The sequence below is a fragment of the Roseovarius albus genome (assembly GCF_900172335.1).
In the GTDB taxonomy this organism is placed as follows: Bacteria; Pseudomonadota; Alphaproteobacteria; order Rhodobacterales; family Rhodobacteraceae; genus Roseovarius; species Roseovarius albus.
Window position 1 is genome coordinate 1 of sequence record NZ_FWFX01000002.1, and the last position, 25812, is coordinate 25812.

32 protein-coding genes are annotated in these 25812 nt (G+C 54.7%); 20 read left to right on the forward strand and 12 right to left on the reverse strand.

The features are described 5' to 3' along the window. Nucleotides 1-102: 102 nt before the first annotated feature. From ROA7450_RS20915 to ROA7450_RS02690, 5 genes are all read right to left on the reverse strand, one after another. Nucleotides 103-258: a hypothetical protein gene (locus ROA7450_RS20915; protein WP_159453982.1), complete on the reverse strand. Its 156-nt coding sequence runs from the start codon at nucleotides 256-258 to the stop codon at nucleotides 103-105. A gap of 240 nt (nucleotides 259-498) precedes the next feature. Continuing rightward, nucleotides 499-780 (reverse strand): hypothetical protein, encoded by a 282-nt coding sequence (locus ROA7450_RS02675; protein ID WP_085804142.1) that lies wholly within the window; start codon nucleotides 778-780, stop codon nucleotides 499-501. 441 nt (nucleotides 781-1221) lie between these two features. Continuing rightward, on the reverse strand, nucleotides 1222-3513 hold the full coding sequence (locus tag ROA7450_RS02680; protein WP_085804143.1) for an adenosylcobalamin-dependent ribonucleoside-diphosphate reductase: 2292 nt from the start codon (nucleotides 3511-3513) through the stop codon (nucleotides 1222-1224). A 97-nt stretch (nucleotides 3514-3610) separates the two neighbouring features. Beyond that, nucleotides 3611-4471, reverse strand: a complete 861-nt coding sequence (locus tag ROA7450_RS02685) for a D-amino acid aminotransferase (protein WP_085804144.1) — start codon at nucleotides 4469-4471, stop codon at nucleotides 3611-3613. 10 nt (nucleotides 4472-4481) lie between these two features. Then, nucleotides 4482-5918 carry an N-acyl-D-amino-acid deacylase family protein gene (locus ROA7450_RS02690; protein ID WP_085804145.1) on the reverse strand — a complete coding sequence of 479 codons (1437 nt, stop codon included), beginning with the start codon at nucleotides 5916-5918 and terminating at the stop codon, nucleotides 4482-4484. Nucleotides 5919-6028: 110 nt separating this feature from the next. Here ROA7450_RS02690 and ROA7450_RS02695 point away from each other — a divergent pair, with 110 nt between their 5' ends. Both ROA7450_RS02695 and ROA7450_RS02700 read left to right on the forward strand, forming a co-directional pair. Beyond that, the gene (locus tag ROA7450_RS02695) at nucleotides 6029-6463 is read left to right on the forward strand and encodes a DUF1489 family protein (RefSeq protein WP_234999399.1); all 435 of its coding nucleotides are present in this window, start codon (nucleotides 6029-6031) and stop codon (nucleotides 6461-6463) included. Between the two features lie 329 nt (nucleotides 6464-6792). Beyond that, the gene (locus tag ROA7450_RS02700; protein ID WP_085804146.1) at nucleotides 6793-7380 is read left to right on the forward strand and encodes an outer membrane protein; all 588 of its coding nucleotides are present in this window, start codon (nucleotides 6793-6795) and stop codon (nucleotides 7378-7380) included. An 82-nt stretch (nucleotides 7381-7462) separates the two neighbouring features. On the opposite strand, the gene ROA7450_RS02705 is transcribed toward ROA7450_RS02700, so the two are convergent. After that, nucleotides 7463-8491, reverse strand: a complete 1029-nt coding sequence (locus ROA7450_RS02705) for a COG3904 family protein (RefSeq protein WP_085804147.1) — start codon at nucleotides 8489-8491, stop codon at nucleotides 7463-7465. Nucleotides 8492-8796: 305 nt separating this feature from the next. On the opposite strand from ROA7450_RS02705, the gene ROA7450_RS02710 reads away from it, so the two are divergent. After that, nucleotides 8797-9813, forward strand: coding sequence for a hypothetical protein (locus ROA7450_RS02710; protein WP_143534335.1), 1017 nt, complete (start codon nucleotides 8797-8799; stop codon nucleotides 9811-9813). On the opposite strand, the gene ROA7450_RS02715 is transcribed toward ROA7450_RS02710, so the two are convergent. After that, nucleotides 9803-10606 carry a gamma-glutamyl-gamma-aminobutyrate hydrolase family protein gene (locus ROA7450_RS02715; RefSeq protein WP_085804149.1) on the reverse strand — a complete coding sequence of 268 codons (804 nt, stop codon included), beginning with the start codon at nucleotides 10604-10606 and terminating at the stop codon, nucleotides 9803-9805. The genes ROA7450_RS02710 and ROA7450_RS02715 overlap by 11 nt on opposite strands. A 110-nt stretch (nucleotides 10607-10716) precedes the next feature. Between ROA7450_RS02715 and ROA7450_RS02720 the strand changes: the two genes are divergently transcribed. Both ROA7450_RS02720 and ROA7450_RS02725 read left to right on the forward strand, forming a co-directional pair. After that, nucleotides 10717-11232: an outer membrane protein gene (locus ROA7450_RS02720; RefSeq protein ID WP_085804150.1), complete on the forward strand. Its 516-nt coding sequence runs from the start codon at nucleotides 10717-10719 to the stop codon at nucleotides 11230-11232. Between the two features lie 423 nt (nucleotides 11233-11655). Beyond that, entirely contained in the window at nucleotides 11656-12213 is a 558-nt protein-coding gene (locus ROA7450_RS02725) for a porin family protein (protein ID WP_085804151.1), read from the forward strand. A 12-nt stretch (nucleotides 12214-12225) separates the two neighbouring features. Here ROA7450_RS02725 and ROA7450_RS02730 read toward each other — a convergent pair whose 3' ends face one another. After that, the gene (locus ROA7450_RS02730) at nucleotides 12226-13137 is read right to left on the reverse strand and encodes a DMT family transporter (RefSeq protein WP_085804152.1); all 912 of its coding nucleotides are present in this window, start codon (nucleotides 13135-13137) and stop codon (nucleotides 12226-12228) included. Further along, a complete protein-coding gene (locus ROA7450_RS02735; RefSeq protein ID WP_085804153.1) occupies nucleotides 13134-14015 on the reverse strand; it encodes a LysR family transcriptional regulator in 882 nt (293 codons plus the stop codon). Before ROA7450_RS02735 ends, ROA7450_RS02730 begins: the two co-directional genes overlap by 4 nt. A gap of 101 nt (nucleotides 14016-14116) precedes the next feature. Between ROA7450_RS02735 and ROA7450_RS02740 the strand changes: the two genes are divergently transcribed. From ROA7450_RS02740 to ROA7450_RS02760, 5 genes are all read left to right on the forward strand, one after another. Then, a complete protein-coding gene (locus ROA7450_RS02740) occupies nucleotides 14117-14659 on the forward strand; it encodes a hypothetical protein (RefSeq protein ID WP_085804154.1) in 543 nt (180 codons plus the stop codon). Nucleotides 14660-14789: 130 nt separating this feature from the next. Continuing rightward, a complete protein-coding gene (locus ROA7450_RS02745; protein ID WP_234999401.1) occupies nucleotides 14790-15191 on the forward strand; it encodes a hypothetical protein in 402 nt (133 codons plus the stop codon). A gap of 43 nt (nucleotides 15192-15234) precedes the next feature. Then, nucleotides 15235-16044 (forward strand): M90 family metallopeptidase, encoded by an 810-nt coding sequence (locus ROA7450_RS02750; protein ID WP_085804156.1) that lies wholly within the window; start codon nucleotides 15235-15237, stop codon nucleotides 16042-16044. 93 nt (nucleotides 16045-16137) lie between these two features. Next, nucleotides 16138-16911 carry an SDR family NAD(P)-dependent oxidoreductase gene (locus ROA7450_RS02755; protein WP_143534336.1) on the forward strand — a complete coding sequence of 258 codons (774 nt, stop codon included), beginning with the start codon at nucleotides 16138-16140 and terminating at the stop codon, nucleotides 16909-16911. Between the two features lie 294 nt (nucleotides 16912-17205). After that, on the forward strand, nucleotides 17206-17442 hold the full coding sequence (locus tag ROA7450_RS02760) for an EF-hand domain-containing protein (RefSeq protein WP_085804157.1): 237 nt from the start codon (nucleotides 17206-17208) through the stop codon (nucleotides 17440-17442). A 130-nt stretch (nucleotides 17443-17572) separates the two neighbouring features. On the opposite strand, the gene ROA7450_RS02765 is transcribed toward ROA7450_RS02760, so the two are convergent. Next, entirely contained in the window at nucleotides 17573-18106 is a 534-nt protein-coding gene (locus ROA7450_RS02765; RefSeq protein WP_085804158.1) for a prolyl-tRNA synthetase associated domain-containing protein, read from the reverse strand. A gap of 286 nt (nucleotides 18107-18392) precedes the next feature. Between ROA7450_RS02765 and ffh the strand changes: the two genes are divergently transcribed. The 8 genes from ffh (at nucleotide 18393) to ROA7450_RS02805 (ending at nucleotide 23803) form a co-directional block, all read left to right on the forward strand. Beyond that, nucleotides 18393-19910: a signal recognition particle protein gene (gene ffh / locus ROA7450_RS02770; protein WP_085804159.1), complete on the forward strand. Its 1518-nt coding sequence runs from the start codon at nucleotides 18393-18395 to the stop codon at nucleotides 19908-19910. Further along, entirely contained in the window at nucleotides 19907-20461 is a 555-nt protein-coding gene (locus tag ROA7450_RS02775; protein ID WP_085804160.1) for a GNAT family N-acetyltransferase, read from the forward strand. The genes ffh and ROA7450_RS02775 overlap by 4 nt, the downstream gene beginning before the upstream one ends. A 90-nt stretch (nucleotides 20462-20551) precedes the next feature. After that, nucleotides 20552-20848, forward strand: coding sequence for a chorismate mutase (locus ROA7450_RS02780; protein ID WP_085804161.1), 297 nt, complete (start codon nucleotides 20552-20554; stop codon nucleotides 20846-20848). Between the two features lie 45 nt (nucleotides 20849-20893). Continuing rightward, nucleotides 20894-21286 (forward strand): 30S ribosomal protein S16, encoded by a 393-nt coding sequence (gene rpsP / locus ROA7450_RS02785; RefSeq protein ID WP_085804162.1) that lies wholly within the window; start codon nucleotides 20894-20896, stop codon nucleotides 21284-21286. An 18-nt stretch (nucleotides 21287-21304) separates the two neighbouring features. Next, on the forward strand, nucleotides 21305-21934 hold the full coding sequence (bluB, locus tag ROA7450_RS02790; RefSeq protein WP_085804163.1) for a 5,6-dimethylbenzimidazole synthase: 630 nt from the start codon (nucleotides 21305-21307) through the stop codon (nucleotides 21932-21934). A gap of 146 nt (nucleotides 21935-22080) precedes the next feature. Next, the gene (gene rimM, locus ROA7450_RS02795) at nucleotides 22081-22587 is read left to right on the forward strand and encodes a ribosome maturation factor RimM (RefSeq protein ID WP_085804164.1); all 507 of its coding nucleotides are present in this window, start codon (nucleotides 22081-22083) and stop codon (nucleotides 22585-22587) included. Beyond that, entirely contained in the window at nucleotides 22584-23393 is an 810-nt protein-coding gene (trmD, locus tag ROA7450_RS02800) for a tRNA (guanosine(37)-N1)-methyltransferase TrmD (RefSeq protein ID WP_085804165.1), read from the forward strand. The genes rimM and trmD overlap by 4 nt, the downstream gene beginning before the upstream one ends. A 77-nt stretch (nucleotides 23394-23470) precedes the next feature. Beyond that, nucleotides 23471-23803, forward strand: a complete 333-nt coding sequence (locus ROA7450_RS02805; protein WP_085804166.1) for a YegP family protein — start codon at nucleotides 23471-23473, stop codon at nucleotides 23801-23803. A gap of 68 nt (nucleotides 23804-23871) precedes the next feature. Here the strand turns inward: ROA7450_RS02805 and ROA7450_RS02810 are convergent, their stop codons facing one another. Then, nucleotides 23872-24351, reverse strand: a complete 480-nt coding sequence (locus ROA7450_RS02810; protein ID WP_234999402.1) for a hypothetical protein — start codon at nucleotides 24349-24351, stop codon at nucleotides 23872-23874. 35 nt (nucleotides 24352-24386) lie between these two features. Then, on the reverse strand, nucleotides 24387-24761 hold the full coding sequence (locus ROA7450_RS02815; protein ID WP_143534337.1) for a hypothetical protein: 375 nt from the start codon (nucleotides 24759-24761) through the stop codon (nucleotides 24387-24389). Between the two features lie 324 nt (nucleotides 24762-25085). Between ROA7450_RS02815 and rplS the strand changes: the two genes are divergently transcribed. Both rplS and rpmE read left to right on the forward strand, forming a co-directional pair. Next, a complete protein-coding gene (rplS, locus tag ROA7450_RS02820; protein WP_085804169.1) occupies nucleotides 25086-25469 on the forward strand; it encodes a 50S ribosomal protein L19 in 384 nt (127 codons plus the stop codon). Nucleotides 25470-25480: 11 nt separating this feature from the next. Next, nucleotides 25481-25702: a 50S ribosomal protein L31 gene (gene rpmE / locus ROA7450_RS02825; protein WP_085804170.1), complete on the forward strand. Its 222-nt coding sequence runs from the start codon at nucleotides 25481-25483 to the stop codon at nucleotides 25700-25702. Nucleotides 25703-25812 lie beyond the last annotated feature (110 nt).

A 25812-nucleotide genomic window follows, 5' to 3' on the forward strand; every position in this document is an offset into this window, starting at 1 on the left:
AAACAACGCGAAAGGATCAAACTGAAGACGCTCGAAGCGCGGCGCTTGCATCACCGCAAACACGCCGCATAATCAAACCAACAAGATGAGCCAAACTCTCACTTAGTTTAGGCCCACATTGGTTCCAAAAACTCTGGTGACGGACACCCATCCTTGGAAGAGATCTTTCAGAACGGTGAATTCCACAGCGCCAAAATCTTCGAGTTTCCTGAGTTCGGTTTTAAGTCCTTCTTCCATATCCGCCTCATACGATGTCATTTGTGAATGGTAGGAGGCGTCGGACTCGAACCGACTCGTGCACTCTAATCTGGAGCTACAGGGTTATAAGTCCCGCCCGCATACCCATGCTGCCTCCCGTGATCGGGGGTTATCGGTTGGTCACCGATATTCGTTGGCAGAAGGGGGCGGGTAGGATGGGCATTGGACCGATTTGTTGGAAGTTTGCGCTGTAGAGTTATGCTCGAAGATCTGATTTCAATGTGAGTGAACGCTGTCAGGTTAAATCGGTTTGTTGCATTCGCGTGAAGATCTGAGGATCCTCTGAATTCGGGCTTGAATGCGCAGTTGATCGTGATGTGTCAGTTCCAAACCATTTGTGAGGTCTTGCTCAAACTTAGCAAAGTCTTCACCGACGATATCGTCAGAAAGGTCGTCGTTACCTTGCAGAGTGAGCGCTAAGTTGCGCTTTCGAGTCTTTAGCAAAAAGTCAGAAAAGCGGTCGTAGAGTTTGGCATATTTGCTGTCTCCATAGGTATTGGTCGGGTTGGCTGCGTTGGTCATTTTGAAATTATCCTAAAGAGTTCGGAATTCAAACACGTGCGCTGAGCGACGAGCTAGGCACTGTTAATCTTCAGCAATAAGCTGCTGCAGATATGTGAGGTATGAGCTGTCTCGAATCCATGTCCTTAGGATGACTAATTAGCGCGAGCAGTCAACAGGCCGCCTGAAGGCTGGAATTTCCGCGAGCAGGTCTCAGCTGTAAAACAAAGGAGTGATTTTACTTTAAAATCAATGCTTAAGAGCGGTCTTTAAGGCTGAATGTCAATCGGAGGCAGTTTTGGGAGGATTTGGCTCGAAAATGTCATTTTCAGCGCCTTCCCTAAGCTGTTTGAAATCAACAGCTTAGGGGGTTATGGGCGTTAATGACCCGGATTATGGGCGTAGAAATCGCCGTTATGGGCTAGTTATGCCCGTTGATACAAGCACAATCTCAGCGGGAATTTAGCCGCATTTGCTGTGGCCACAGCTCGCACAGGTCATGCAGCCTTCGACCATACGCATGTCGTATTGGCCGCAGGCGGGGCAGGCTGGGCCGCGGTTGTTGCCGAGGTTGACGACCTGCGCTTGTGGGTCGGATTTGAGGCCCAGACCTTCGCCCTCAAGGAACCCGGTGCGGATCAGATGCTGCTCCAGAATGCCACCGATGGCGGCCAGAATGGAGGGTACGTATTTGCCGCCCATCCAAGCGCCGCCGCGCGGGTCGAACACGGCCTTGAGCTCTTCAACAACAAAGCTGACATCGCCACCCCGGCGGAACACGGCCGAGATCATCCGCGTCAGGGCCACGGTCCAGGCGTAATGCTCCATGTTTTTGGAGTTAATGAACACCTCGAACGGGCGGCGTCGGCCATTGAGCAGGATATCGTTCACGGTCACATAGATCGCGTGGTTGCTGTCGGGCCACTTCAGTTTGTAAGTCGCACCGTCCAGCTCTTCAGGACGGCCCAGCGGGTCAGCCATATAGACAACATCACCGCCCTCTGATGGCATTGCGCCTTCGATCTGTGCGGGTTTTTCGCCCGGCGCAGATTCGGTGTTTTCTGAAACGCTCAGGACGGAACCTGTCACATCGTTGGGGCGGTAGGTCGTGCAGCCTTTGCAGCCGGAATCCCAGGCCTGCATGTAGACATCTTTGAAGGCTTCAAAGCTGATATCTTCAGGGCAGTTGATGGTTTTCGAAATCGAGCTGTCGACCCATTTCTGCGCGGCCGCCTGCATTTTGACATGCGCGCCGGGGGCCAAAGTCTGTGCGTTGACAAAATAGCTGGGCAGCTCCTTATCACCAAACTTTTCACGCCACAGTTTCACGGCGTAATCAACAACCTCTTCCTCGGTGCGGCTGCCGTCTTTTTGCAGAACCTTACGGGTGTAGGAATAGGCAAAGACCGGTTCGATACCGGAACTGACGTTGCCCGCATAGAGGCTGATCGTGCCGGTGGGTGCGATCGAGGTCAGCAAAGCGTTGCGAATGCCGTGTTTCTTGACCGCCGCGCGCACATCGTCGTCCATGCCCTGCATTGTGCCGCTGGCCAGATAGGCGTCTGCGTCAAACAACGGAAAGGCACCCTTTTCTTTGGCCAGTTCGGTCGAGGCCAGATAGGAGGCCCGTGCAATTGCTTTCAGCCACGCCTCACATTGGGCGGCGGCCTCGTCGGTGCCGTACTCCAGCCCGACCATCAACAACGCGTCAGCCAAGCCGGTGACGCCGAGGCCGATCCGGCGCTTGGCCTCGGCCTCGCGCGCTTGTGTCTCCAGCGGGAAGCGGCTGGCGTCGACCACGTTGTCCATCATCCGGATCGAAGTGGCGACCAACTCGGTCAGCTCTGCCTCATCCAGATGGGCGTCGGCCTCAAAAGGGTCTTTCACGAGCCGCGCCAGATTGATGCTGCCCAGCAGGCAAGCACCATAGGGGGGCAGGGGCTGTTCGCCGCAGGGGTTGGTTGCGGCAATGGTTTCGCAATAGGCCAGATTGTTTGCAGTATTGATGCGGTCGATGAAAATCACGCCGGGTTCGGCAAAATCATAGGTCGCCTGCATGATCTTATTCCACAGATCGCGGGCCTGCAGGGTGTGATAGACCTTGCCGTCAAATACCAGCTCCCACGATCCGTCTGCCTTGACCGCCTCCATAAAGGCATCGGTCACCAGCACCGACAGATTGAACATGCGCAGACGTGCGGCGTCAGATTTCGCCGAGATGAATTGCTCAATATCCGGGTGGTCGCAACGCATGGTTGCCATCATCGCGCCCCGGCGGCTGCCCGCCGACATGATGGTGCGGCACATCGCATCCCAGACGTCCATAAAACTGAGCGGTCCGCTGGCGTCCGCCGCCACGCCTTTGACTTCGGCCCCTTTGGGCCGGATGGTCGAGAAATCATAACCGATTCCCCCGCCTTGCTGCATCGTCAGCGCCGCCTCGCGCAGCCCGTCAAAAATGCCGCTCATGTTGTCGGGAATGGTGCCCATGACAAAGCAGTTGAACAGCGTAACTGCACGCTCCGTGCCAGCGCCCGCCGTGATCCGGCCAGCTGGCAGGAACTTGAAATCCTCCAAGGCACTGTAAAACTTGTCTTCCCAGACTTCAGGCTCTTTTTCCACCACGGACAGCGCGCGTGCGATCCGGCGCCAGCTGTCCTCAACGGTGCGATCCTCCGGCGTGCCATCTGCCGCCTTCAGGCGGTATTTCATGTCCCAAATGGACTCGGCAATCGGGGCGGAGAATCGGCTCATATCAGGCTCTCATTTAATATTTGTGGTAGTGCGACAGGCTCAAGACACTACCCCTTGCGGTGGAACCGGTCAAGGAAATGTGAGCGCTTTCTGGCGATTAATCTGACGTAAATCCAGACCGCACCGCCGCCAGATAAGCCTCGCGCAATTTCAGGGTCACAGGCCCCGCCGACCCATCTCCGATTTGCCGATCATCCACATGGCTCACGGGTTGCACATAAGAGGACGCCCCGGTGACAAAGGCCTCATCTGCTTCAAAAACCGACTCCAGCTGATAGCGGTCTTCCCTGATCTCCAGCCCCAATTCGTCGGCCACGCGCAACATGCTGGCGCGCGTCACGCCGGGTAAAAGTTCCCCCAGCAACGGGCGAGCGTAAAGCACCCCATCCTTGACCATAAAGAACGATACGGCTCCGCCTTCAGTGACATAGCCTTCAGGGTCGATCATCAGCGCTTCATCCGCCCCGGCATCGCGTGCCGCTACCTTGGCCAGCACTTGACCCAATAGGTTGGTGGTCTTGATGTCCCGCCGGGCCCAGCGGATGTCTGGCGCGGTGCCCAGCTTCAATGCCTCGGGCGCTTCATCTGCGCCACCGCCATGTTGCGGCTGGGTAAAGGCGAACATGTTGGGCTTCAGCCCTTCGGGATAGAGATAATCCCGGTCATGCACCCCACGTGTGATGTGCAGATAGATGAAGCCTTCTTGCACATCATTACGCGCAATCAGCTCGGCTAGCATCGTCTTCCACTCGGCCTCATCCATCGGCTCGTCCATCTTCAGCTCGGACAAAGACCGCTTCAGCCGCGCCATGTGATAAGCGAAGTCGACAACCTGCCCATCCAGCACGCCCAGCCCTTCGTAAACCGCATCGGCAAAAAGCAATCCGCGATCAAAGATCGGCACCTGCGCCTGATCTTCCGCCATGAACGCGCCATTCATCCAAATCGTTCTGCTCATCTCATGCCCTCTATGTCAGGAACGCGCCCGCGCGCGTCGTTGTCTGTTGTCCATCGGTCAGGGCCAGCGCTCCGTTTACCATCACATGGTTGATGCCGCGGCTTGGGCGCGTTGGATGATCAAAATCCGCCAGATCCGCCACCTGCTCGGGGTCAAACACAACCAGATCGGCGACATAGCCCTCGCGCACCACACCCCGGTCGTTCAGGCCAAACTGCGCCGCCGACAGGCCGGTCATCTTATGAATCGCCTGCGTCAGTTCCAGCAGTTTCAATTCCCGCACATAGCGTCCCAGAACACGCGGGAATGTCCCCCAAAGTCGTGGGTGTGGCTTGTCCACGCCCGGCAATCCGTCTGATCCGATCATCGCCGCCGGGTGCTGCATGATCCGCTGCAGGTCGCCCTCATCCATATCGAAATAGATCGCGCCTGCGGGCTGCAGCATCGAAGTCGCTTTTTCCCGGCTCACACCCCAATCGGCGGCAATATCATTCAGCATCCGCCCATCCTGTTCGGGGTGCGGGGTGGACCAGATCACCTTGATATCATCGGCCGAGGGCAGGAAGCGTTCGATCAATGACGTTGACGAAGCTACATAAGGATACACATCCAGTGCCACCTCATGATCCCGACGCGCCGCATCGATCAGCTTCAGCGTCTCAACGCTTTTGCCAAAGTTGGCCTTGCCCGCGCATTTGTGGTGCGAGATCACCACCCGCGCGCCGGACCTCTGGCCGGTTTCCAGCGTTTCACGCACGGATGCGATCACCGTGTCGCTCTCATCGCGCATATGGCTGGTGTAAACAGCGCGCTCATGCCCCTTCAGAACCCCCGCCAGCTGGACCATCTCTTCCATCGGCGCCGACAGCGCTGCGGGGTAATCCAACCCGCTCGACAGGCCAGCCGCCCCCTGTCGTAAGGCCAGTTCCAGCGCATCACGCATCGCTTCAATCTCAGACCCAGAGGCGGAACGCTCCAGATCCCCACCCATCACGCTGGCCCTGAGAGACGAATGCCCGGCCAACAGGCGCACATTCACTGCCGGGCGCGTATAAGTTACGGCCTTGGCATACCCCGCGACTGTATCAAACCGCCCTTCGGAAATCCCCGGAATCACATCAAAGGGTGCAGGTAAATCACCCTTAGCCGAAAATGGCGCGGCACTGATCCCGCAATTGCCAGCCACCACGCTCGTCACCCCTTGCGTCACCTTGAACGCCATGTCGGGCGTCGCCAACAGGGCCCAATCATCATGCGTGTGCACGTCAATGAAGCCTGGAGCCACCACCTGGCCCGTCACATCAATTACGGCGTCGGCTTTGATCGCGCTGCAGTCCCCGATATGCAAAATGCGCCCACTTTCGATCGCCACATCGGCGCGCCGGGTCGCTGCGCCGGTGCCATCAATCACCGTGCCACCCGTGAGTAAGACATCACATCGCTGCATGGCCTCTCCTCGCCTTCGGTCCAAATCACCCTAGCAACGAAATTTGCAATGTCATCATTGAACTTTCCCCCCCATGGAATAGTGTTAAGCAAAGTTAACAGAGAGCAGCCGTGTCCAACTCTAAACTCCATCTGATCAAACTCAGCGTCGGCTCGGAAAGCGTCGACAGCCTGATCGCTTGGCAGGCCGAAAAGCGCAAAGACTGGCCCGAGGGCTTACCGCGTCATGTCACGCGCATGTGGCCCCGGCGCGAGGAAGAGCTGCTGCAAGGCGGATCGATCTTTTGGGTGGTGCAGGGGCTGGTGCAATGCCGCCAGCGCATCTTGCGACTGGATGAGGTTATCGGCGATGACGGCATCCGCCGCTGCGCCATTGTGCTGGAGCCCGAAGTTATACGCACTACGACAGCCCCGAAACGCCCATTCCAGGGCTGGCGGTATCTTAAACCCGAGGATGCTCCGGTAGACCTGCCGAAGACACGGCAATCCGAAGACACCCTGCCGCCAGATCTTTCCGCAGCTCTGGCTGATATTGGCATCTTATAGTCTTCTGTTCGGGGTAGCGTGCAGACGCTCCATTTCAAGAGGTCACGGTTCACACTGCGGTGAAAACATAGCGTAAATCCTCAAATTCAGCGGAAATTAGCGCAGCGCAATTGCGCCAATAGGCCCGTTTTGGCCGACAAGGGTTTTGCGATCAAATCCACCCTCACGCGCACTTGATGCACCGCGATCAGCGTCCCACTTGTCTAGCACGAAAGGCAGGACGATATGCCCTGTTACCAACCCGGGCCAATGCAAAGGCCCGCTCCACATCCCTCCCTTGGTAACACGGGCATATCAGACTGATCGAAGCAGACGAAAAGGAAAACGAAATGCTTAAATCTCTTTCAATCGTAGCCGCCACCACGTTGGCCGCAGCACCAGCCTTTGCTGGATCAACTGACCAGGCGCCTGTGGACGCAAGCGTCACACAAGCGGCCCCCGTAAACTCATTCTCATCCCCGGACTGGACAGGCTTCTACGGCGGTCTGCAGTTGGGTTACGCCAATGTTGATGGCTCCGGCATCGGTGATGATGACGGCTTCATCGGTGGTCTGACCGCTGGTTACGACTATGACCTTGGCGATTGGGTCATCGGTGCTGGCATCGACTATGATTTCACCGACACAAGTGTAGGCAATACCTCCACAACACTGGAAGAGGTCTTCCGCCTCAAAGCACGCGGCGGGTATAAGATCGATCGCGGTCTGCTTTACGCCACAGCCGGTTACGCCAATGCCGACACCAACAACCTAGGCAGTGACGATGGTTACTTCCTTGGCGGTGGTTACGAATATTTGGTCTCCGAACAGTTCAGTGTCGGCGGCGAGCTTCTGTACCATGACTTCGACAACTACAACTCGTCAGGTGTCGACGTCGAAGCCACCACTCTGCAAGTGCGCGGCACCTTCCGTTTCTAAACCTGTAACATATGACAAAGACGGCATCGGGGTTTCTCGGTGCCGTTTTGCATTTTGAGGACGGTTCCACCCTATCCGAACGTTAGGGGGAGAGCGGTGTTAACTGTGTTTCTGGCGTTAGCATATGCCATACCGGGACAGTGAAGCTTTCAGAGTAGTCCAGATCCTCGGGGGTCTCATTGCCTGTCTGAAACTCATAGATTTCAAGCTGAGCTTCGGCCTCGCTATAATTGCGAAAGTCATGGTCGACTTTGACCAGACATCCGTTTTCCCAGAATTTGGCGGAGGAATAATAATCACCTACCTTCGCGGCAAATGCATCCGGCTCAGGTATTTCTTTCGGATTTCGAGTACCATAAACACCTTGTCGAACTTCCTTAAAATACTGCGCTGCGGACGTGTAATCCGGGCGTGCGGCCTGTTTGTTGGCCGCCCAGAAATTGTCGCACAGCGCCGTCAGGTTCTCTAGCGCGGGCGTTTCTGGCAGTTCAGCCCCCACCACCTCAATGTTCGCCATTACAGCGTCGCCAATGGTTGATATGTAATACATCGACTCTGGTCTGGTGGTCAGGATACGCTGATACAGAAAATTGTTCATCGCAATGACGCCGTGCTCTTCGTGCAGATTGATGGCAAAGATCTGTTCGGCCGATGTCAGGGCTGTCTCAAACGCATTGTTCACCAGCGCCGCTGGATAAGAGCCACCACTTTGCAGGTTCAACGATGGCGCATGAAATCCAAGGCGTGCTCCGGGTTCTATGGCACGCTGTTGAAATCGGATGTTTGCCGTTCCCGTATTGATCGATCCTCCCAGAAAAGCCAGCGCACAGGCGCTTTCGCAACGCTCCTCCGCCAGAACCCTCGTCTTGATGTTGCCGTCCCAGATCACATCAAAGATTTTTCTGCCTTCAATCAAAGACCCGCCGGGGCTGTTGAGGCAGAGCACGACCCCGTCATATGTGCTGCTCAGTGGCGCGACTTGGGTCGCATCGCCATCTTCAATCGGCCCTTCCAACCGGTAATCACAGACCGGATGGTCAACTGCAAAGACATTGGCGGAAAGCAGAGGGGTGGCTAGAAAAGTGAAGCAAAGGGCAAAGAGATATTTCAACGTGGGGCTCCAGAACGAACGTATGTCCCAAGCCTAGCGCACGAAAACTGATGTGCACAGGCCGTTCCTGCGGCTCTAGAGTTGACTACCCGCTGAAATTGCACCCCTATAGGTCGTGTTGGGAAGCAGCGCGAAAGTGGACAATGCGAAGAATTACGAGTTGCGTGCAAAGCCGGGGTGCCGCGCTTTTCGGCCTGTTTTTGATTTGCTTGAGCTTGCATCATACAGATAGTGCCACAGCCCAGACCCGATACAAATACGAACACCTTGTCCGGATTACTGCTGCGTTGGAGTTTGATGGCGAGTTGATTGAGATCGACAGCCTCTTTGATTGTCGTAGTAAATATGAAGGTCCGGCCTCGCGAGCGGTTCAACTGGGGTTTAATTTGACACCTTCATTGGTGGCCTATGAGACACGCGAGGGCGGCATGATCCTGTTGCGAATCCCGCCTACAATTTGCGGTCAGGATTCAGCCACTTGGGCTGGGTATGAGAAGTCCCCGAAGTTTCCAGAAGCTTGGACCCCGATCATAGATTGGTACGACAGCCGTGATCTGGATCAGGTCACGAAAGGCGAGACCTATTGGAGCGAAACAGCGCTGAAAAATCCGAATGGGCGCCTGAAGATTGTTGAAAGATTTAGTTTGACGATCCCGGAAACAACCGACGAATCGCTGAAAGAACACGAAGCACAATTGCTCAAGCACGGGCTCTGGCGTCATGATCCACCAATATTGCAGGTCGATGGTCCTCGAGCTCGAAGCTTGCCTTGGTATATACGAATACCTCGCTCGGAATGGTCACAGCCGCCTGCATACCTGCGAGCGCCAGACAGGCCGCCCGACCCAGAAGGATTGCGAGATTTTCTTGACGCTTTGCCTATGGATGAAGGCCTGATGTTTCTTGGTGAATTTTACGTAGACGGTACCTTTAGCGAAGCTGTGAGCTTTTCAATTGGCGGCCTATTAACAGGCCGCTCAGGCAGTGCCGACGATCTCTATTATCATGGAATTCCGCAAAAGAACGAATTTCGCTGGGGAATGTATGTAAATGAACGCTCGTGGAATGAAGCGCAAATAAAGAGAGAACGCTTACCATATTATGATGATTGGATTCCTCTGGATTTGGAGGAAGGGGTATATGTTTTGCGACCTGATACACCAGGAATGAAATACCGAAATAATCGTAAACCTGAGGACTTTGGGCTCCAAGAGCGCAAGCTGAATTTACTTGGAAAATCCTTTGTGAATGGCCCCTACAATTGGAAAAAGGCAAATTTGATTTTTGATCTTCAAACTCGCGATCTTTGGGTCAGGAGGTAACCTCTGACTGACTGGCAACAGCCACCAACCCATCAAACAACCGCTGCTGGCTCGGTTCTGTCTCTGCCGACATCTCAGGGTGCCATTGCACGCCGATCAGATAGGGATGGTCAGTGACTTCCAGCGCCTCGACAATCCCGTCGGCGGCCGTGGCCGCAACAGTCAATCCCTCGGCCACATCTTTGATGCCTTGGTGATGGCCGGAGTAGGGGGCAGGGGTCTGCGCCTGCATCACCCGGTAAAGGTTTGAGCTCTCATCCACCTGCACCTCTTGTTGTGTCCACAAACCATCCGTGCCCCGGTGAATATCCTGCCCAATCGCGCCTTTGATGTCCTCGTGCAATGTGCCGCCCAAAGCGACATTCATCATCTGCATGCCCCGACACACAAACAGGGCCGGCTTGCGACGTTGTTCAATCAACGCGCGTGTCAGATCTAACTCAGCCTGATCGCGCTTAGGCGAGGGTGGAAACAGGGAAGGGTGGTCAGGATCGCCATCATAGAGCGTCGGCGCAATATCGGTTCCCCCCGAGATGACAAACCCCTCTGCCAGGTCCAACCACTCCGTCACATCCGCTGCATCCGGCGGCAAAAGCACCGGCACACCCCCGGCGCGCCGTACCGCATCCACATAGAGCGCGGGCGAGGTGTAGTGCCGATCATAAAGCGCATCCTGTACGATCTGATCGTTTGGGGCGTGGGTGGTGATACCAATAATAGGGCGCATCGATGGTCTCTTGTTCAGCCTGGGCAGAGACAGACGAGGATCTTCGCGCAATGTCAAGATGGCCATGATTTGTGCGGGTTTCCATAAACGTGATCTTAATGTGATCTGATCACGCTCGGGTTGTTCTTGCTGGAATCACAATTCTGCAGTACGCTGAAGAGAGTGAGGATTCTCATATGGTTAAGCCGATTACGATACTATCAGTTGTGGCATCATTCTTCGCCACGCCGGCGCTCTCTCAGGATTGGACTGGATTCTATGCAGGCGGGGAGCTTGGCTTCGCTGATCTAGACGCAAGCCCCGGCCCCTCAGACAGCGGTTTTATCGGCGGATTTTTGACCGGATATGATTATGATCTGGGGGATTGGGTCGTGGGAGCCGGTCTGGATTATGATTTCTCCGACATCAGCCTTGGTACAACCGATGTGGACTCGATTTATCGGGTCAAGGCCCGAGGCGGCTACAAGGCGGGTGACGGCCTGATTTATGCAACGACTGGCTATGCGCACATTGATACCGACAATGCGGGCGATGATGGCGGGTATTTCATCGGGGGCGGGTATGAGCGTCTGCTCAGTGACCAATTCAGTGTGGGCGGTGAACTGCTGTATCACATGATTGAAAACTTCAACTCCGGAGCCGTCGATATCGATGGAACTTCGGTGCAGTTTCGCGGCTCATTCAGATTTTAAAGCAAAAATAGTATTCAATGCTAAAAAGACTCAACTGAGATCTTCTCAGGTTAATTTTTTCATACTTTTTCATACATTGCTTATTCGGATCAATGGGATAGCCATGATGAAAAGTATCTCGTTCTACCAAAGGTTACAGCTGCTTGGCTGTATCAAAGTTATCCACACCCGGCATCGGAAAGATAGCAACTGAAAACCCTAAAAATAGCATCAATAGCAAGGACAGCATGTTGCATTGTGGCGCAAATAATACTCGAGATTTCTAAGTTTTCTCAAATTTTCAGGAATCTTGTTAACTTCTTAAAGAGGGTATATCAAAGAGTTAACGCTTCTTAGGCTTGTAGTTTCAGCGCGAAACAGTGCTCTAGCTTGAATCGAACGCGTGATACGGACAATTTTTTTGGATATTGATTGGATACTAAAATGACCAGATTACTTTCTTTCTCCGCATTGGTTGCCGCATCCCTGACCGCCGCCCCAGCTGTCGCTGGCGATTGGACCGGCGGTTATGTTGGTGGACAATTCGGTTTCGGGACATTCGATAGCAATATCTCGTCTGATGATACCAGTTTCATCGGCGGCATCATCGCCGGGTATGATTATGACTTCGGTGAGTGGGTTGTCGGTGCCGGGATAGATTTAGATTTCACAGATGCAACTCTGCCCGATTCCGCAGGTGGTTCTCTGGAAACAAAAAGCCTTCTACGGCTCAAGGTTCGGGGTGGATATGATTTTGGCGATGGATTGCTTTACGCAACCGGCGGCTATGCTCACCTGTATGGCGATGTGAATTCGACGATTGGCAATAGTGGGTCAGCTGATGACGGCGGCTATTTCATAGGTGCAGGCTATGAGCATCTAGTTTCGGGGCAAGTCAGCGTTGCCGGGGAAATTCTTTACCACAGTTTTGATGACTATACGCGGAACGGAGTCGACGTCGATGCGACCACCTATCAGCTCCGCGTGGCATACCGCTTCTGATCTGCAAGGATCTTATTTGACAGGGGCCGTCTCGGTTGAGGCGGTCTCTTCATTTTTAAGCAGCATTAACAAGGCAACTACAGTCAAAACCACCCCGACCAGCACCAGCCCCCGTGGTGCGCCATGCCCCAACGCGATCTGCCAGCAGATCACCCAGCTTGGTGTCAGATAAGTATATGCCATCACCTTTGCACTGGGCAGGCGGAGCGAGGCATATTGCAACAACACAAAGGTCATCGCCGTGGCCGCAATGGCGGTGTAAATGATCGTGATCCAGACAATCACGGGCAGGTCGCCCCAATCGGTTGCGCGGATGTCTCCCCAGCCAGCCACCAGCAGCACAATCACCACGGCTGCGGTTGTGCCAAAGGAAAACACCACTGGGCGCTCCCCGCGGTTCAGCTTGCGCACCAGCGGGGTATAGAAAGCATGTGCCATGCAACCCCAGAAATAGATCATCTCACCACGCCCGATCTCAAAGTCGCGAAAGGCGCTCCAGTCGGCCCGAAAAATGACCCACAAGGCCCCGATTGCGCCCACAAACAGGCCCAATGCCATTCGTGACGTTGTGATCTGGCGCATCAACAGATAGCCAAATACCCCGGACATAATTGGCGTCAGGGTAAACACGGCCGAGGCGGACACTGGCGGCGCGGTTTTCAACCCCTCGAACATCAGCACAAAATACAACCCCATCGCCGCCCCCAAAAAGAGATAGCGCCATGGCGCATGAAAGGCGGTTCGCGGGATGCCCCCGGTGACCATGGCTGCCACGCCCACCAGCACGGCTGCGATGACAAACCGCACCGCATTCAGGGCTGTGGGGGATATCTCTCCGGCGGCCATCGACCCAAGGGCAAAGGAGCCGGCAACCAGCCCGGAAAACCCGAGCATCGCCAGATGCCCGCGCAGCGCAGGGGTCATGGTGTTTGCCAGGTTTTCGCCTGATCTTTGAGGAACGACAGGAATGCCTGCACTTTGGTTGTCCGGTGCAGATCCATATGGGTGACCAGCCACAGGGGCGATTCCCACTCGGGCCGTGGTGGACATACTTGAATCAGCCCTTCGGTTTCCTCGGCATGTTGGATCGGCGCAAATCCGATCCCTGCGCCATCTTTGATTGCCCGACGCTGGGCGTGAATGTCGTCGCTTCTAAAGACGATACAATGGCTTGGTACTGTTTCATGCAACCACTTCAAAAATGGGGCTCGCGTGTTTCTGTCATCCATGCTGATAAACCGGTGGTTGGCGTAATCCTCTTCGCTGTCCGGCATCCCATGGCGTTCAACATACATCTTGCTCGCATACATCGCGAACTGATGCGTCATGAAGGGCTGCACTACATTGTCAGGCTGATCGGGGATGTTGCCCGCCCGGATCGCCACATGTGCTTCACCGTATTCCAGCCGAAACAGACGGTTGCCTGTCAGATAGCGGACGATAATCTCGGGATGTAGCCGCTGGAACTCAGCCAAAACCGGCACAAACAGGTGTCCCTGACCATCTAATGATGTGACAATCAGCTCGCCGCTCACATCATTACCGCGACCTTTGATGCGCCCTGACAACTGGCTGAACTGATCATCCGTGGCCTGCGCAACCCGCAACAGGTCTTCGCCAGCTTCGGTGGGTGAATAGCCCCGTGCATGGCGTTGGAACAGCTTCACGCCCAGCCGTTCCTCCAGCGCATCAATGTGCCGAATAACCGTCGCATGATGCACGCCCAGAATTTCAGCCGCGCCGCTAACGGTGCCGATCCGCGCCACATTATACGCCGTGCGAATTTCGTCCCAATTGTCCACGCGTCACCTGTGCAGAAATTAACATACCTAATTACTGCTTCCCGATTGCGTTCAGAAATGCAAGATATTTCCCAACCCCCTGAACAGGGAAGAGGGATGGAATGAAAATCAAACATGATACTCCGGATCTTCTGATCGCCGGGGAAACCCCGTGGTTTATTGCCATCATGTTGTTGTTTTTTACACTGATTTTTGTCGGCATCGGTATGTTGGTGGTGTCCGAAGGAATCTGGGCTGGGTTGATCTTTGTCATTGTCGGCGGCGGCCTCGGTATTGGGGCCATGGGCGTCTTTGTCGAGCGGCTTCAGGTCATTCTGGACGCGCAGGCCAAAACCCTCACCATGCGCAGCCGCACGCTGTTTCAATACAAAGAAGATGTCATCCCGCTTGAGAACGTGATCCGCGCCGCAACCGAAAGCAGCCTCAGCGGTAGCCACTCAGATGATTTTGATAAACCACGTCAACGGGTCTCACGTCTGGTCTTTGTCCTGCACGATGGGGCAGGTACTGGTAGCACGGTGATCCAACCCATGACCTCGGTGATGTCCAGCGGCGGGGCGGCGGGCAATGTCACGCGTGAGATCAACGAATGGCTTAAAGCACATCGCGGTGTCGATGCACTGCTAGATCCCGAGCCCAGCTGAGGAGACAGCCCTGAAGATCGAACATAACACCCCGGATCTGCTGATCGTCGGCGAAAAGCCGTGGTTTGTTTGCATCGCCACCTTCATCTTCACCATGGCCTGGGCCGTGCCCGGTGTCCTGCTTTTGACCATGGGTGATTGGATCGGCGTCGTGATTGCGCTTCTGGGTGTAGGGATGGGCGTCGCGGCGATGGGAATCTTTGGTGAACGTCTTCAAATCATACTGGATGAACAAGCGGGAACGGCCACAATTCGGAACCGCACGATTTTCCGTCATAAAGAGGAGTTATTTCCCCTCAAAGATCTGCAAAAGGCCGATCGCGAAACCACACTGACCAGCAGCGCCTCAGATCCGACCGAACTGCGGTATGTGGTGGGTCGTCCAGCGTTGATTTTAGACGACGGATCAGGGCAGGGCGCAGGACAAGGGACGGTGCGCCACCTGATTACTGGTAACTATTCAAACAGTGGGAGTGCCGAGATTCTGGTCAAGGCGATCAATAATTGGCTGGAATTGAGAGAAAAACGTTAAACTTTCATTTCCCTGAACGCCTTGATCTCTATAAACATCTCGCATGTTCATTGCCACCGCCATTGTTTTGATCGCCGCCTGTGCCTTTGGCTTTCACCTCTGGTCAAAAAAACAGGCGCGGCGGCAACTACTAGATTCCGCCCTGACGGAACACGAGCGAACTATCATTCGCCAGCAGGTCCCCCTGATTCAACGCCTCCCGGCCAAGCACCAAGGCAAACTCGAAGGTAAGATCTGTCTCTTTCTCGATCAGGTCGAATTCTTTGGTTGCAACGGGCTTGAAGTCACCGAAGAAATGCAGCTCTCGATCGCGGCACAGGCCTGTTTGCTCGTGGTTAACAGCAGTACTTGGTACGACAATCTCAGTTCAATCCTGATTTATCCAAGCGCTTTTAAATCCAAGCAAAAAGCACGCAACGGTTTTGTTGTATCCGAGAAGGACATCGTTCGCACTGGCGAAAGCTGGTCGCGCGGTCCGGTGGTGCTGTCGTGGGCGCATAGTCAGCAGGGTGCATTGAACGATCACGACGGCCACAACGTGGTGCTGCACGAATTCGCCCACCAGATTGATGATCTTTCGGGCCGTACCAACGGCGTCCCCATCCTCAGCGAGGGGCAGACCTTCGCCGAATGGGAACGTGTTTTTCTCACGGCTTATGAAGCGCACTTACAGGCCGTCGAACGCGGTCAGAACACTGTCATCGACCCCTACGGTGCGGAGGGCCACGAAGAGTTCTTTGCCGTCTCAGTCGAAGTCTTCTTCGAAAGACCTGCGGTCCTTAAGGAAGATGCTCCCGAGGTTTACGAACAACTCGCGAAGTTGTTCAAGCTTGAGCCGATTACTTGGCACTAATTTCTGAAGATGGTTGTAGATTCTGGCGTGCAATCCCCTCACAATTAATCTAGCAGATTCCCTGTCGTGAATACTTTGGGCAGGTCCTTCTAAATGATGAAGCATAATAGAACGGCGATCGTAACGGGCGGTCTGTCGGGGATGGGCCTCGCCATTGCGCGTCGACTGTCGAAAGAGGGTACAAATGTGGTGATCGGTGCTCGCAGCGCGAGCGATCAGGCCCACGTCCGCGAAGTTCTTGGTGAGAAAAATGAGGGGCTGGCTGCAGCGACTCTGGATGTTTGTTCAAGCGAAAGCGTAAATGCTTTTGTCGCTGATGTGGTCGAGGCCCACGGCAGTGTTGATATCTTGATCAATGCAGCAGGTGTTTATGCAGAAGCCGCGATGATAGATCATCCCGATCAGGTTTGGGATGATCAGATCGATACAAATCTGAGCGGTACATTTCGCATGATCCGCGCTGTGATGCCTCATATGAAACGCAAAGCATGGGGGCGAATTGTCAATATCGCCTCGGTTGCGGCGCACAATGGGATGGCGAACAACGCCGCTTATTGCGCGTCCAAGGCAGGGCTTCTGGGGCTCGGGAAATGTGTCAGCCTGGAGGGCGCAGCATTTGGCATTACCTGCGTTTCAATTAGCCCAACTTGGGTAGAGACCGAGATGCTCAAGAGATTCATCAAGGCCGATATGGCGGCTTCGGGACAATCATTCGAAGACGTGCGCGCTGAGTATTCGAAGTCAAATCCGCAAAACCAGCTTGTTCAACCCACAGAAGTCGCAGAACTGGCCGCCTTTCTGGTGAGCGATGCTGCCCGCGCTTTGACGATGGAAGACTTCCAGGTCAACGCAGGGTCTCTTTGGTAAACAGTCGGCCCAAGCGAGTCTTTGCCGTGCCAACTTCTTGTGAAAAATTCACGAAATTCCGCCTATTTGATGGGGATGCCAGCGCGGCAATTGGCCGATTTTTCTTCGGGTGGAGATGTTGGGTTTTTTGGGCGAATTAGCGCTGGCGTATTACCGTTAAAATGGCAAGAGATCGCAGATTTAACGTGAGCAATAGGGGATGTGCTGACATCAGGAAACTGCACGTACATGTTGCGCCTCGAAGTCATCAACCGATGGCTTTTGAGCCTAAACAATGACCACAGGAGACCTGATATGAAAAAGGTTCTGATCACAACGACCGCTATTTTTGCACTGTCCGCGCCTGCATTTGCAGCGCTTTCAGATATCGACACAGATGGCGATGGAGTTGTGTCCTTTACAGAGCTTCAGGCGGTGTACCCAACGCTCACCGAAGAAAGCTTCAGTGCCATCGATGCAAATGAAGACGGAGTCATCGATGAGGCGGAAATGACCGCCGCGCAAGAGGCTGGCGTTATCCCTAAGGGCTGATTTTCTGCCAATAGGCCCGCGATAGATTAACCAATCTTTTTGGGCCGCAAGGCCGGAGCAAGCTTTCCTTGCTCTGGCCTTTGATGGCTTACAGTCAAAAGCTGCGCCGACAAAATCTTAGACAGGAACGTCAAAACTCCAACCACTTTACTTCAGCGCCCCACCTTTCCAAAGCTGCCAGCAAGTCATCTGGCGTTATTGCCACGGTCCGATCATTCACCAAAGGATGGACGTGGATTCGCATTGCATCGCGCAAGGCTGGATCCAGATAGATCTGCACGCCTGTTTGCGCACCCGTCACCATGGTTAGCGGGCTCACGGCTCCGGGTCGAACACCCAAATGCTCTAACAACCGGTCGGCTGACCCGAACGACACCTTGCCCGCGCCAATCGCTGCGCCAAGTTCTTTTAAATCAATTGCCCGATCCTGTTCTAGCACGATCAGATAATTGCGCTTCTTTTTGTCGCGTAGATACAGGTTCTTGATATCCACCCGACCTTCGCCAGCGGGAATCACAGCGCCCTGAACCGTTTTGGCATCCTCAACCGTGCGCAGCGGGATGTGCTCATAATACTCAAATGCGATGCCCCAATCGCGCAGCGTCTCCAGTAAAGCATCTGAACTGACGGGCAGAGTGTCCTGAAAGGTTGAAGAGGCATCCATGGCGTGATCCTTTAATATTTACGCTGCACATGCCTTGTTCCGTAGGCCCCTGCAAGTCCTCACGCTTGACTCTCACCCTTCGCGCGCGTAAACGCCCCACATATTCCGGAAGTCCGTCAAGCTTCCGGTCCCATGGCATATGCCGGGATCGCCCTCCGTCAGCGCGTTGCGCCCACGGGGGCAATCGTCTTTGGGCATGGTATTGGGTGGTCTTTGACCTTGGCAATTGGGCCGGTCCGATCCTATCTTCGGGCCAGATGGAAACGGTGATAAAGGAGCCGCCGAGATGTTTGAAAACTTATCCGAACGCCTCTCAGGTGTCTTTGACCGGCTGACCAAACAGGGTGCCCTGTCCGAGGACGATGTCAAAACCGCCCTGCGCGAGGTGCGCGTGGCCCTGCTTGAAGCCGACGTATCCCTGCCGGTTGCGCGTGAATTCATCAAGAAGGTGCAAGATCAGGCGACAGGCCAGGCCGTTACCAAATCCATCACCCCCGGCCAGCAAGTTGTCAAAATCGTGCACGACGCGCTGGTTGATACGCTGACAGGCGATGTTGATCCGGGTGAATTGAAAATTGACAATCCACCTGCGCCGATCCTGATGGTTGGTCTGCAGGGCTCGGGTAAAACCACCACCACCGCCAAGCTGGCCAAACGTCTGAAAGAGCGTGAGAACAAGCGCGTGCTGATGGCGTCCCTCGACGTCAACCGTCCCGCCGCGATGGAGCAGTTGGAAATTCTGGGCCGCCAGATTGGTGTCGATACTTTGCCGATTGTCAAAGGCGAAGATCCGGTTGCCATCGCCAAACGTGCCAAAACACAGGCGGCGCTGGGCGGTTATGATGTTTACATGCTCGACACTGCCGGTCGTCTGCACATCGATCAGGAACTGATCCAGCAGGCCGCCGATGTCCGCGATGTTGCCAACCCACGCGAAACCTTGCTGGTGGTCGATGGCCTGACCGGTCAGGACGCGGTGAATGTCGCGACCGAATTTGACGACAAGATCGGTGTTTCCGGTGTGGTCCTGACCCGGATGGACGGTGACGGTCGCGGTGGTGCAGCCCTGTCGATGCGCGCTGTCACTGGCAAGCCGATCCGCTTTGTCGGGCTTGGCGAAAAGATGGACGCAATCGAGACCTTCGAACCTGATCGGATCGCCGGCCGTATTTTGGGTATGGGTGACATCGTCAGCCTTGTAGAAAAAGCTCAGGAAACTATCGAGGCCGAACAGGCCGAAAAGATGATGAAACGCTTCCAGAAGGGTCAGTTCAATATGAACGACCTGAAGATGCAGCTTGAGCAGATGCAAAAGATGGGCGGCATGGAAGGCATGATGGGCATGATGCCCGGCATGGGTAAAATGGCCAAACAGGTGCAGGACGCCGGTTTCGACGACAAAATTATCGTTCGCCAGATCGCCTTGATTCAGTCGATGACTAAAAAAGAACGCGCCAATCCCAAACTGCTGCAGGCCAGTCGCAAGAAGCGGATTGCCAAAGGTTCAGGTCAAGAAGTTAGCGATCTGAACAAACTGCTCAAGATGCACCGCCAAATGGGCGACATGATGAAAAAGATGGGCAAGATGGGCAAAGGCGGCATGCTGAAACAGGCCATGAAGGGCATGTTCGGCAAAGGTGGACCTTCACCAGAAGAGATGGCCGCAGGCATGGACCCCAAAGCGCTGGAACAAGCGGCTAAGGCCATGGGTGGCAAAATGCCGGGCGGTCTACCGGGTGGTCTGCCCGGTCTGGGCGGCGGCGGATTGCCCCCCGGTTTGTCAGGATTCGGCAAAAAGAAATGACAACCGCAGCGCCACATAATCGGTGCCTCACACCCAATGCGCCTCGGCTTGAGACCGAGCGTCTGATCTTGCGCGGTCCAGAGCCAAAAGATGCGGAAAAGGTCATTGCCTTTTATGCCGACAAGGACCGGTCTTGGGGTTTTGGCGGGCCTATTTCCCGCGCCGATGCATGGCGTTGGTTTGCGCTTTCCGTGGGCCACTGGTCAATGCGCGGATATGGTTTTCTGACCATGGAACTTAAGGAAACCGGCGAAGCCTGTGGCATGACCGGCATCTGGGACCCGGATGGCTGGCCTGAACCAGAAATCGGTTGGCTCATGTTTGATGGTTTCGAAGGCAAAGGTCTCGCGATGGAGGGAGCCTTGCGGGCTCGCCAATGGGCCTTTGAGGATCTTGGATTTACCACGCTGACGTCAAACATTTTGCCCGGGAATGACCGCTCGGTCGCATTGGCCGAGCGAATGGGCGCGTGGTTCGAGAAAGCCTATGACAACCCACACATGGGTCATGATCATATGTACCGCCATCCGGGACCGGAGGCTGCGACATGATCATGCAGCACGCCCAAATCCGATTTACGTACACAACCCGCGTACAACCTGTACCAGTTGTACAAAGTTTTACCTGTGCAGGAGGCGCCAATGTCTGATGCAAGCACCCGTGCGGCGGAGCTGTTGAAAGAGCACCGCAAATCGATTGACCGGCTGGATGCCGTGCTGGTTTATACGCTGGCCGAGCGCTTCAAGCACACGAAGGCGGTGGGCCAGCTTAAGGCCGCGCATACCCTGCCACCCTCTGATCCGTTGCGCGAAAGCCAGCAGGTTGAGCGCCTTCAGCGCATGGCGCTGGATGCTGAACTTGACCCCGAATTTGCCAAGAAGTTCCTGAACTTCATCATTGGCGAAGTGATCCAACACCACAAGAAACATCAGGAATGAAGGGTGCGTAAGCCCCTCAAATAGCTAGGAAATAGGAGAAACATCATGGCTATGAAAATTCGTCTCGCCCGTGGCGGTTCCAAAAAACGCCCTTTCTATCGCATCGTTGCGGCTGACAGCCGTATGCCTCGCGATGGTCGCTTCATCGAGAAGCTGGGCACATACAATCCGCTGCTGCCAAAAGACAGCGAAGAGCGCGTGAAAATGAACATGGAGCGCGTTCAATACTGGTTGGGCCAAGGCGCACAGCCTACCGACCGTATCAGCCGCATGCTGGAAGCTGCGGGCGTTGCCGAGAAAAAAGAGCGCAACAACCCTAAAAAAGGTACCCCTGGCAAGAAAGCTCAGGAACGCGCAGAAGAGAAAGCCGCCAAAGCTGCAGAAGCAGCCGAAGCCGCTTCCGCGCCTGCTGAAGAAGCTGCTGCAGCAGAAGAATAAGACGGGTAACGGACTGGAATGTCATCATTTTCTTCAGACTTCCAGAACGACCTGCTCGATCTGATGCGGTGGCGGCGCGACGTGCGCCACTTCCGCAGTGATCCGGTGGACGAGGCAGTGCTGCAAGCCTGCCTCGACACCTTTTTATTGGCACCTTCCGTTGGCCTGTCCGAGCCTTGGCGGATTGTGCGTGTGTCCAGTGAAGCCGCCAGATTGGCTGCGCTGACCAATTTTGAAGCCGCAAATGCCGAGGCCCTGAATGGGTACCACGGTGATAAAGCCAAACTTTACAGTAATTTAAAACTGTCCGGCATGCGGGATGCACCGGTGCAGCTGGCAATTTTCTGTGACGAAGCCACCGACAAAGGTGCGGGTCTGGGCGCGGCCACCATGCCTGAAATGCGACGCTATTCCGTGGTTGGTGCGATTACCCAGTTCTGGTTGGCAGCACGGGCGCAGGGGATTGGTGTCGGCTGGGTGTCTATATTGGACCCTGGACAATTATCGCGTGACTTGAAAGCACCTGATGACTGGTCGTTGGTGGCTTATCTTTGCGTGGGCTGGCCAGAGGACGAAAGCCTTACGCCCGAGTTGGAAGCAGCAGGCTGGGAAGAACGTCGCAATGGCCTGCCAATAGAGGAGCGTTAAGCCATGTTTCGCCTGATCAGGTTGGTTTTCTTGTGCTTTTTCGCATTCATCGCCGGCGTATTCTTCGAACGAAATGGCCAGAAAGAACAATGCGCATCGACCGGTGGGGACTGGAGCGATGGCTATTGCGTCGCGGGGGCGAGCTGATGGATGATCTGATCTGTGTCGGGGCCTTTGCCGGATCCTATGGTGTTCATGGCGATGTGCGGCTCAAGAGCTTCACAGCTGAGCCAGAAGATATTGCGACCTACGGCGCCCTCAGCACCGAAGATGGCGCACAACAGTTTGAAATCGAACTGACTCGACAGTTGAAAAACGCTTTTGCCGCAAAGGTTTCTGGGGTTTTGACCAAAGAACAAGCGGATGCTCTGCGGGGGACCAAGCTCTATGTTTCCCGTGATCGGCTGCCCTCCTTGCCGGATGATGAGTTTTATCACGCCGATCTTGTTGGGCTTGAGGTTTTTGACACCGGCGGCACGCTTTTAGGGCGGGTCAAGTCGGTAATGAACCACGGCGCCTCAGACCTGCTTGAGGTCCACGGGCCCGGCCTGAAGTCCACGGTTTTATTGCCGTTCACGCAAGAGGCGGTACCGACGGTCGACCTGAACTCTGGCCGGATTATCGCTGATCCACCCGAAGGGCTGTTTTCATGACGGACCGCCCCGCCAAGTCCCATGGTCGCAAGACCATTCGTCCGACTTTGAAACCGCGTGAGCTGATCAATCCGGTAGAAGAATTGCACGGGGCCTGGCAGGCGCGGATCATAACTTTGTTTCCGCAGGCATTTCCGGGCGTTCTGGGTGAGAGTCTGACTGGCAAAGCACTAAAGGACGGGTTGTGGAGCCTTTACCCGCTTGACTTGCGCCCTTTTGGCGAGGGCAAGCACCGCAACGTCGATGACACGCCGGCAGGCGGTGGTGCGGGCATGGTCTTGCGCCCCGATGTGATGGGCCGCGCGATTGATCAGGCGATGATCGGTACACCTTCAGATTGGCCGATCATTTACCTCAGCCCACGCGGCAAACGGTTTGATCAGGCCATGGCGCAGAATCTGGCGCAAAAACCGGGACTGACCATGATCTGCGGCCGGTTCGAGGGTATGGATGAACGGGTGATCGAACACTATGGTATCCAAGAGGTCAGCCTAGGTGATTTTGTACTGACCGGAGGAGAGATTGCAGCGCAGGCGATGATCGACGCCATCGTGCGTTTGCGTCCGGGTGTGCTCGGCAATCAGGAATCGATTGAAGAGGAAAGCTTTTCCTCAGGCTTGCTGGAGCACCCGCAATACACCCGCCCCGCTGAATGGAACGGGCGCGCAATCCCTGAGGTCTTGATGTCAGGCCATCACGGCAAGGTGGCGGATTGGCGCCGCGCCATGAGCGAAAAGATTACCCAAGATCGTCGTCCAGACCTTTGGGCTGCTCATCAGGCAAAAAACGGCAACAAAGATAGCTAAAAATCGCAGCCATTGCGGACCAACCGCAGTCATGCTTAAGTTCCGGCATAATTTTGTAACCAACAGGAGTATGGGCTGTGGCCGGAAAGTTTGAACTTTATACTGATAATGCTGGCGAATTCCGCTTCCGACTAAAAGCGGGTAATGGCGAAAACATTCTGGCCAGTGAAGGCTACAAACAAAAGGCCAGCGCGGAGAACGGTATTGAATCTGTGCGCAAGAATTCCGGTGAAGACGCGCGATACGAGCGCAAGGAAACTGCGGCGGGCAAACACATGTTCAATCTTAAAGCCACGAATGGTCAGGTCATCGGCACATCGCAAAGCTACGCCAGCGCCTCGGGCCGTGATAACGGAATTGATTCAGTCATGAGAAATGCGCCAGATGCGTCGCTGGATGATCAGACTTAAAACCATTTGCTGATTGTGAGCGCAAAAAAGGGCCCGAATTCTGGGCCCTTTATCATTGCGAAAGTTGATCAGCACTTGAACCTTGCGCGGTCAAATTTGAACGCTTCAGGTGCCTGGCATTTGCTCAGCACATAAGGCACTGACCCAGACGACAAATCAAACGGATCTCCTGCCAAGCTGGCGACATTGCTCTTTTGCGACAAAACAAGTGGTGAGCAGCTGTAAGACCCGCCGTGTTGTTTTGTGACAGGGTTGTAGCTGTTGCTAGGATGAGCAAAGCACACAGCGCGCGTTCCGCGGATGGTCTCCGTTTTCCAAAGCTCGTCAACCCCGCCCCGATTGCCCGGATACCAGAGCCATGCTTTGCCATTCGCACCGATATAGTTCACCTGAAAGCCATGCGCGTGATCAAACGACAGATACGTCGTGTTGGCACGCGGATAGCTCGGGAACTTGTTTTCGCGTGCATTGACTTCTGCCAGCGCATCGGATGGGCTGACGCTTGGGGAATGACTGGTCGAAGGATTGCAGGCTGCTAAAAAAAGCATGAGACCTGCAATCGAAAAATGTCGTGCAGTACACATCAACTGCAATCAGCGCCCATTGGCCAAACAGGAGGCGAAGTACCTTCGACCTCTTTCACTACGCTCAGGTTTGAATCGTCATTGAATCCGAGCGCCTGCAAAGCGCCAAGGCCCAGATTTCCCTTGCAGCCGGTTCCCTTTTTAACGACCGCGCGCAGATCATGCATTGTATAAACGAAGTTATTGTTTGAAGGGCCGACGTAGGCTTTTGATTTATCTTCACTCAACGCCACCCCATATGTATTACCCTTGTATTCGACCGACTGGCGATTTTCCCATGCATCCCGGAGTTCCGGGGAAACTGAAGACGAAGAACCACCACACGCCGCGAGCAGGGAGACGCTCGCAAGAGCCGTTAACATTGTTGTTTTCATTGTTTACCTCTGGATTGTATTGGGTGGGGAATAAAAATATTTGAGTTGAGCTGCAATGCAGGAAATGCCGTTGCCTGTGATTGATCTTGCCAGACGCAATTTTTCCTCATATACACCGCTCGTTCGCTACTCATCTGAGTCGTTGGACCTGTTTTCTATGGCGATGTGCCGTTCTTCCGGCGCGGAGTGCCCGAGGAAACAGACACTAAAGAAACATACGGCTGTACCTCCTGCGGGCGCTTTGGCGGACCCGATCGAAGACCGGAGCTCTGAGACGTGCACACCTTTGCGGACCAACCGCAAGCAAATGTAGGAGATGATCAGATGGACCTGATCGCACAGCTAGAGGCGGAGCAAATTGCCGCCCTCGGGAAAGACATTCCCGATTTCAAAGCCGGCGACACTGTTCGCGTAGGCTTTAAAGTGACCGAAGGTAGTCGGTCACGTGTTCAGAATTTCGAAGGCGTTTGCATCAGCCGTAAAGGCGGATCGGGTATTGCCGGCGCATTCACCGTTCGTAAGATTTCGTTCGGCGAAGGCGTAGAGCGTATGTTCCCGCTGCATTCGACCAACATCGATAGCATCACTGTCATTCGCCGCGGCCGTGTGCGTCGTGCGAAACTGTATTATCTGCGTGCACGTCGCGGTAAATCCGCACGTATCGCCGAAGATACAACATACAAACCCAAAACAGATAAATCTGCGTAAGGAGTGGCACGATGAAAAAAGACATCCACCCCGACTATCACATCATCGATGTCAAAATGACCGATGGTACGATCATTCAGATGCGTTCGACTTACGGTAACGAAGGCGACACACTTGCGCTGGACATCGACCCAACCGTACACCCAGCCTGGACTGGTGGTGGCACCCGTTTGATGGATGCTGGCGGTCGCGTTTCCAAGTTCAAAAACAAATACGCTGGTCTGGGCTTCTAAGCTTTTCGCCAAGCGAGTTTTTAGCGCCATCCCAATCGGGGTGGCGTTTTTCGTTGAATGGGAAGCACCTAAATTTCCACGGAATTGCCCAGTTCAATGGCTTTCCAAAC

Bases quoted from the DNA above. Each gene is read 5' to 3' on its own strand.
- ROA7450_RS20915 (WP_159453982.1), bottom strand. From the start codon at position 258: ATGACATCGTATGAGGCGGATATGGAAGAAGGACTTAAAACCGAACTC.
- ROA7450_RS02675 (WP_085804142.1), bottom strand. From the start codon at position 780: ATGACCAACGCAGCCAACCCGACCAATACCTATGGAGACAGCAAATAT.
- ROA7450_RS02680 (WP_085804143.1), bottom strand. From the start codon at position 3,513: ATGAGCCGATTCTCCGCCCCGATTGCCGAGTCCATTTGGGACATGAAA.
- ROA7450_RS02685 (WP_085804144.1), bottom strand. From the start codon at position 4,471: ATGAGCAGAACGATTTGGATGAATGGCGCGTTCATGGCGGAAGATCAG.
- ROA7450_RS02690 (WP_085804145.1), bottom strand. From the start codon at position 5,918: ATGCAGCGATGTGATGTCTTACTCACGGGTGGCACGGTGATTGATGGC.
- ROA7450_RS02700 (WP_085804146.1), top strand. From the start codon at position 6,793: ATGCTTAAATCTCTTTCAATCGTAGCCGCCACCACGTTGGCCGCAGCA.
- ROA7450_RS02715 (WP_085804149.1), bottom strand. From the start codon at position 10,606: ATGGCCATCTTGACATTGCGCGAAGATCCTCGTCTGTCTCTGCCCAGG.
- ROA7450_RS02720 (WP_085804150.1), top strand. From the start codon at position 10,717: ATGGTTAAGCCGATTACGATACTATCAGTTGTGGCATCATTCTTCGCC.
- ROA7450_RS02725 (WP_085804151.1), top strand. From the start codon at position 11,656: ATGACCAGATTACTTTCTTTCTCCGCATTGGTTGCCGCATCCCTGACC.
- ROA7450_RS02730 (WP_085804152.1), bottom strand. From the start codon at position 13,137: ATGACCCCTGCGCTGCGCGGGCATCTGGCGATGCTCGGGTTTTCCGGG.
- ROA7450_RS02740 (WP_085804154.1), top strand. From the start codon at position 14,117: ATGAAAATCAAACATGATACTCCGGATCTTCTGATCGCCGGGGAAACC.
- ROA7450_RS02745 (WP_234999401.1), top strand. From the start codon at position 14,790: ATGGGTGATTGGATCGGCGTCGTGATTGCGCTTCTGGGTGTAGGGATG.
- ROA7450_RS02750 (WP_085804156.1), top strand. From the start codon at position 15,235: ATGTTCATTGCCACCGCCATTGTTTTGATCGCCGCCTGTGCCTTTGGC.
- ROA7450_RS02755 (WP_143534336.1), top strand. From the start codon at position 16,138: ATGATGAAGCATAATAGAACGGCGATCGTAACGGGCGGTCTGTCGGGG.
- ROA7450_RS02760 (WP_085804157.1), top strand. From the start codon at position 17,206: ATGAAAAAGGTTCTGATCACAACGACCGCTATTTTTGCACTGTCCGCG.
- ROA7450_RS02765 (WP_085804158.1), bottom strand. From the start codon at position 18,106: ATGGATGCCTCTTCAACCTTTCAGGACACTCTGCCCGTCAGTTCAGAT.
- ffh (WP_085804159.1), top strand. From the start codon at position 18,393: ATGTTTGAAAACTTATCCGAACGCCTCTCAGGTGTCTTTGACCGGCTG.
- ROA7450_RS02775 (WP_085804160.1), top strand. From the start codon at position 19,907: ATGACAACCGCAGCGCCACATAATCGGTGCCTCACACCCAATGCGCCT.
- ROA7450_RS02780 (WP_085804161.1), top strand. From the start codon at position 20,552: ATGTCTGATGCAAGCACCCGTGCGGCGGAGCTGTTGAAAGAGCACCGC.
- rpsP (WP_085804162.1), top strand. From the start codon at position 20,894: ATGGCTATGAAAATTCGTCTCGCCCGTGGCGGTTCCAAAAAACGCCCT.
- bluB (WP_085804163.1), top strand. From the start codon at position 21,305: ATGTCATCATTTTCTTCAGACTTCCAGAACGACCTGCTCGATCTGATG.
- rimM (WP_085804164.1), top strand. From the start codon at position 22,081: ATGGATGATCTGATCTGTGTCGGGGCCTTTGCCGGATCCTATGGTGTT.
- trmD (WP_085804165.1), top strand. From the start codon at position 22,584: ATGACGGACCGCCCCGCCAAGTCCCATGGTCGCAAGACCATTCGTCCG.
- ROA7450_RS02810 (WP_234999402.1), bottom strand. From the start codon at position 24,351: ATGCTTTTTTTAGCAGCCTGCAATCCTTCGACCAGTCATTCCCCAAGC.
- ROA7450_RS02815 (WP_143534337.1), bottom strand. From the start codon at position 24,761: ATGAAAACAACAATGTTAACGGCTCTTGCGAGCGTCTCCCTGCTCGCG.
- rplS (WP_085804169.1), top strand. From the start codon at position 25,086: ATGGACCTGATCGCACAGCTAGAGGCGGAGCAAATTGCCGCCCTCGGG.
- rpmE (WP_085804170.1), top strand. From the start codon at position 25,481: ATGAAAAAAGACATCCACCCCGACTATCACATCATCGATGTCAAAATG.